The sequence below is a fragment of the Methylophaga sp. UBA1464 genome (assembly GCF_002325665.1).
GTDB lineage: Bacteria > Pseudomonadota > Gammaproteobacteria > Nitrosococcales > Methylophagaceae > Methylophaga.
This window is the reverse complement of sequence record NZ_DCSO01000048.1, coordinates 45,761-50,805: the sequence shown is the minus strand read 5'-3', so window position 1 is coordinate 50,805 and position 5,045 is coordinate 45,761. Positions and strand designations below refer to the sequence as shown.

The 5,045-nt window shown below is 45.5% G+C and carries 5 protein-coding genes; 4 read left to right on the top strand and 1 reads right to left on the bottom strand.

Annotated features, from left to right (window positions below):
• Positions 1 to 1,573: TonB-dependent receptor (locus B3O33_RS05835; protein WP_292363179.1), on the top strand; the 1,573-nt coding region annotated here is incomplete at its 5' end.
• 71 nt (positions 1,574 to 1,644) lie between these two features.
• Here the strand turns inward: B3O33_RS05835 and B3O33_RS05830 are convergent.
• Positions 1,645 to 3,327, bottom strand: a complete 1,683-nt coding sequence (locus B3O33_RS05830; RefSeq protein ID WP_292359748.1) for an NAD-dependent malic enzyme — start codon at positions 3,325 to 3,327, stop codon at positions 1,645 to 1,647.
• 239 nt (positions 3,328 to 3,566) lie between these two features.
• On the opposite strand from B3O33_RS05830, the gene B3O33_RS05825 reads away from it, so the two are divergent.
• The 3 genes from B3O33_RS05825 to B3O33_RS05815 all read left to right on the top strand — a co-directional run.
• Entirely contained in the window at positions 3,567 to 3,908 is a 342-nt protein-coding gene (locus B3O33_RS05825) for a DUF2845 domain-containing protein (RefSeq protein WP_292359746.1), read from the top strand.
• 228 nt (positions 3,909 to 4,136) lie between these two features.
• Positions 4,137 to 4,445 carry a hypothetical protein gene (locus tag B3O33_RS05820; RefSeq protein ID WP_292359744.1) on the top strand — a complete coding sequence of 103 codons (309 nt, stop codon included), beginning with the start codon at positions 4,137 to 4,139 and terminating at the stop codon, positions 4,443 to 4,445.
• Between the two features lie 269 nt (positions 4,446 to 4,714).
• The coding region (locus B3O33_RS05815) for an HlyD family secretion protein (RefSeq protein ID WP_292363178.1) at positions 4,715 to 5,045 on the top strand (331 nt) is incomplete at its 3' end.

Here is a 5,045-nt window from a genome sequence, read left to right as displayed (position 1 = left end):
CAATCAAGAGTTTGGTATTCGAGTCAATGCTGCCCATCACAATGGTGGTACTTCGATTGACGATGAAAACGCGGAGCTGAGCCTGTTCAGCGTCGGTTTGGATTATCGGGGTGATCGACTGCGTTTATCGGCGGATATGGGGTATCAAAATCATCAATTAGATGAAACCCGAACCAATGTAGCGATTAACGGCTTAACAGATGTCGTACCGAAAGCGCCAGATGCGAGCAAGAATTGGGCACAGCCCTGGAGCTATTCCAATGAAGAGGATGTGTTTGGCACCTTCCGGGCAGAATATGATCTCAATGACAATGTGACTGCCTGGGCAGCGTATGGTCTGCGTCGGACAGATGAGGATAATTCGCTAGCTAATTTTACGCTTCAGGATGCTCGTTCTGGTGAGGGTGTGATGGGCAGATTTGATAATACCCGCGAAGATCGGGTTGATACCGGGGAAATCGGCTTCAGAGGCAATTTTGATACCGGCGCAGTCGGGCATGAATGGGTGGTGTCATATTCGTATTTCCAATTGGAAACAAAGAATGCCTTCCTTGGTGAGTTTGGTGAGCGCCGTCTGGACAGTAATTTATACAATCCGGTTTATTACAACAGACCCGGATTTGGTAGTGGCGCTGCCACCGGAACATTCTTTGGCAATGACCTCGACTCGCCTGGGTTAACTGGCAGAACAAAACTGAATAGCTTTGCCATTGGTGACACGCTCTCTTTTATGGATGAGCGTTTGTTATTGACGCTGGGCGCCCGGCATCAGTCAATCAGGGTGGATAACTATAGTAGTGACTCAGAATTTGAGACAGCAGGGGTGCGGACTTCTTATGAGGACAGTGAGATCACCCCGGCAGTCGGCGCCGTGTTCAGGGTCACTGATCAAGTGTCACTCTATGCCAACTATATTGAGAGTTTAGCGCAAGGCGAGACGGCACCGAGCACCGGTGTGATTAATGTCGGAGAGTCATTATCTCCCTATGTTTCGGAACAAAAAGAAGTGGGCGTCAAATATGAGACGGGGCAGTTAGGTCTGGGCTTGGCCTATTTCACAACGTCAAAACCCAGAGCGGTCATTGAAAATAATATCTTTCAAGAGTCAGGAGAAGATGAACATAAAGGTATCGAACTGACCGTTTACGGCAAAGCTTCTGACAATGTCAAAGTTTTGGGTGGCGTGACCTGGCTGGATACAGAACAGAAAGACACCGGGGATGCCTTAATTGATGGCAATGAAGTAATTGGTGTAGCTGAGTGGCAGGGCAATCTCGGTGCAGAATGGGAAGTCCCGCACTTGAATGGTCTGGCGCTGGATACCCGGGTGACTTATACCGGTTCACGTTATGCTGATGACGCCAATACGCTGAAAGTCGATGACTGGACCACGGTTGATATTGGCGCCCGTTATATTATGGCTGTTGGAAATCAGGATGTGACACTAAGGGCACGTGTACACAACTTGTTTGACCGTAACTACTGGGCTTCGGTGGGTGGTTTTCCCGGAAGAGGCTATTTGGCGCTTGGTGCACCTCGCACCGTAATGGTAAGCGCCACAATGGACTTCTAAACTAAGCAATATCAGTTTAAAAAAACGGCTTGCAGATACAACTTTGCAAGCCGTTTTTTTATGTTCGCTTTTTAAACATTCACCCGTTGATAATCACGATAACGTGGCAGCCAGAAGTTATCTTCAATGGCCTGTAATAAAGTATTTTCAGTCATTTCAGGGGCGAGTCGTTTTTGCTGAGCCAGTTTGGCCACTGCAAAAGCAATTTTTTTACTGAGTTCTGCCGTTTCAGTCAGTGGGGGGAGAAGTTCCTGGTGACCACTGGTCGCCATTGGCGATGCAGCCGCCAGCACTTCACTGGCGATTATTAACATATCATCGGTAATTCGTTCGATACCCGCTGCCACCACAGCGAGACCCAGCCCCGGGAAAATGTAACTGTTATTGCATTGAGCGATAGGGTAAAAATTTCCATCATAAACGACCGGCGTGAAAGGGCTACCAGTTGCTATAAGTGCATTGCCATCTGTCCATTCGATAAGTTGTTGAGGATGAGCTTCAATCTGTTTGGATGGATTACTTAACGGGAAGATGATTGGTTTTGGGCAATGCGAATACATTGATTTGATAATGGTTTCGGTAAAAATCCCTGCCTGACCGGAAACACCAATTAATACGGTCGGTTTTGCATTATCAATCACTTCTGCCAGGTTGGCATTGATACCCGACATATTCCAGGTAGCACAAACCAGATCGAGTTGAGCTAGTTTTTGTTGAAAATCCGGTAGCCCGGGTAACGATTGGGTCAGTAGTCCCGGTCGGTCAATCATAAAAATGTGTTTGCGGGCATCAACTTCACTGGTACCTTCAGTCATCATTTGTGCCACGATTTGCTCGGCGATGCCACATCCAGCAGAGCCTGCACCGACAAATACAATGGTCTGTTCCGAGAGTGTTTGTTGTTTGGCACGACAGGCGGCCAGTAATGAACCAACGGTGACAGCTGCTGTTCCCTGAATATCATCATTAAAACAACACAATTCATCGCGATAACGATTGAGTAACGGCAGGGCTTTGCGTTGTTCAAAGTCCTCAAACTGTAACAATACCTTGGGCCAGCGTTTTTTGATGGCGCTAATAAACAAGTCCATAAACTCATCGTATTGCTGAGCATCAATACGTGGATGTTGCCAACCAATATATTGGGGATTATTCAGTAATTCAGCATTGTCCGTGCCAACGTCAAGCATGATGGGCAGGGTATACGCCGGGCTGATACCACCGCAGACGGTATATAGGGAAAGCTTGCCAATCGGGATACCCATACCACCGACGCCTTGATCCCCCAGACCGAGAATACGACTGCCATCCGTCACGACAATGACTTTGACTTTGCGTTTAGTGGCATTGAGCAGTATTTCATCTATGTTGTGACGATCCGGATAGGAAATAAACAAGCCTCTTGCCCGTCGATAGATTTGCGAAAAACGCTCACACGCATCACCCACAGTGGGGGTGTAAATGATCGGCATCATTTCCTGCAGATGCTGTTCCAGCAGGTAATAAAACAGCGTTTCATTATTATCCTGAATCGTCCGCAGATAAATGTGCTTGTTAATCGGTTCAATAAAACTGGAATATTGCTGATAGGCCCGTTCAGCCTGTTGTTTTATGGTTTCAAAACGTTGCGGAATCAAGCCTCTGAGATTGAACTGCTGTCGCTCGGCTTCGCTGAATGCAGTACCTTTATTAAGAAGTGATGTTGCCAGGAGGGTCGGGCCAGCGTAAGGAATATATATTGGTTTAAGCGACATTTGATTAACGATCCGGTTAATGGTGATTCAGCATCAATATAAACATCAGTCACAGTCAAGATTCAAATCTAAATTTCCGGGTCACCACGGACTTTATGAACCAGATACACGGAGCAATTCGTGAAAGAGTAGATATTTTTTGGATATAAGTCAGGTTTACCGGTTGACTAAAGGCTATTTAAAGTCGCATATTGTCACGAGTTTTTACAGATGCCCGCGGCTGAATAGTGAGAAAAATCATGTTTTTATCTAACCTTATTTCAGTGTCAATGGCGACACTCCTGCTCTCTGGCCCTGCATTTGCAGGGAATGCCTCTTCACACGAAGAAAGTATGGCCTGTGGAAGTAACAGCATCACCATTGGTATGAGCACTGATGACATAAAAACAATATGCGGTCAGTTTTGGGAGCCAGCGTTTATCAGTTCACATACTCGCCCCGTATTAAGGAAGGTTGCTGACTCAGATCAGGTAAACGACCATTTCGAAAAATGGCTATATCGCATCGTAGATAATCAGGAAACTCATGTCGTTATAAAAAATGGTCTGGTAGTAAAAATATTCAATACCCCACAGCCATAGAGTTAGATAAACAATCAATTCAAATAAAAAAGCGGTCTTAACAGACCGTTTTTTTATTGTCACAAACATCTTATTCATCGTGGATTGATTGGCATGTTTTCAGTCACACCTTAGACGGCGATAAAAGATAAACAGACCAAAGAATAATTATTTATAAGCTGCTGGATTTTTACTGTTTAATGACGAGTCGTAAGTTTATCTTTTAACACAACACTCGCAGAGCAACTGATGAAAACATCTACTATTTTGGTTTTACCCTTGCTTGGTTTTTTAAGTCTCCCGCTTTTTGCAGATGAAATGGAAAACAATAAACAGTGTGAACTGATCGCCAATCTGACCGGAGATTACTATCACCACAAGCAATCCGGTAAATCGAAACAGGACGTAGAGCAGACCATGCGTCCTGAGTTTGCAAACGACGAATTTTTACGGGTGGTCGATCTGGCGATTAACCTGGCTTATACCTTTCCCGATGACTTACCGGAAGAAGCCGTTGAACAGCAAGTATTTAAGGGCTGCGAACAGCACCAGCACTGATGCGGGTGGTGTGACCCTTGATCTGAATCAAACACACAGCAGATAAACTTATACTTTCGGTTTAACCAAGCATTTTTGTCGTACACTGACTACCACGGTGTAAAATATTAATGCGTATATTTATGGCTTGTTATTGACCAAACCTTCAATACATCCCTCACCGATAAACGGTATGGCAATGGGGCTTCTGATCACCAATAATCCGGCGTATTAATCGTGATTTTTCAGCTGCTTCGGCAGGTTTGATTTTTTAATAAGGACTGCAATGGATGCCACCTAACCGAAATTCCAAACTACTTCGCGCAGCCATATTGTTAGTTTTCATCGCATTGTCGATATTTTTCTTGTGGCGCTGGTATCTGGCCCCTGATCCAAATGCCGGTCTGGTGTATGGAAATGGCCGGATTGAAGCGACAGAAATTGATGTGGCAGCCAAAATGGCTGGGCGTATTCAGGATATCCTGGTTCGGGAAGGTGACTTTGTCACAGCTGGTCAGGTAGTGGCCAGAATGGATACTGAAAACCTGATGGCCCAGTTACGTGAGGCCCAGGCGTTGTTTCATCAAGCCGAGAGCTCCGTGGCTATTGCCAATAGTCAAT

Coding starts and splice junctions, on each gene's coding strand:
- B3O33_RS05825 (WP_292359746.1), top strand. CDS start 3,567: ATGTTTTTATCTAACCTTATTTCAGTGTCAATGGCGACACTCCTGCTC.
- B3O33_RS05830 (WP_292359748.1), bottom strand. CDS start 3,327: ATGTCGCTTAAACCAATATATATTCCTTACGCTGGCCCGACCCTCCTG.
- B3O33_RS05820 (WP_292359744.1), top strand. CDS start 4,137: ATGAAAACATCTACTATTTTGGTTTTACCCTTGCTTGGTTTTTTAAGT.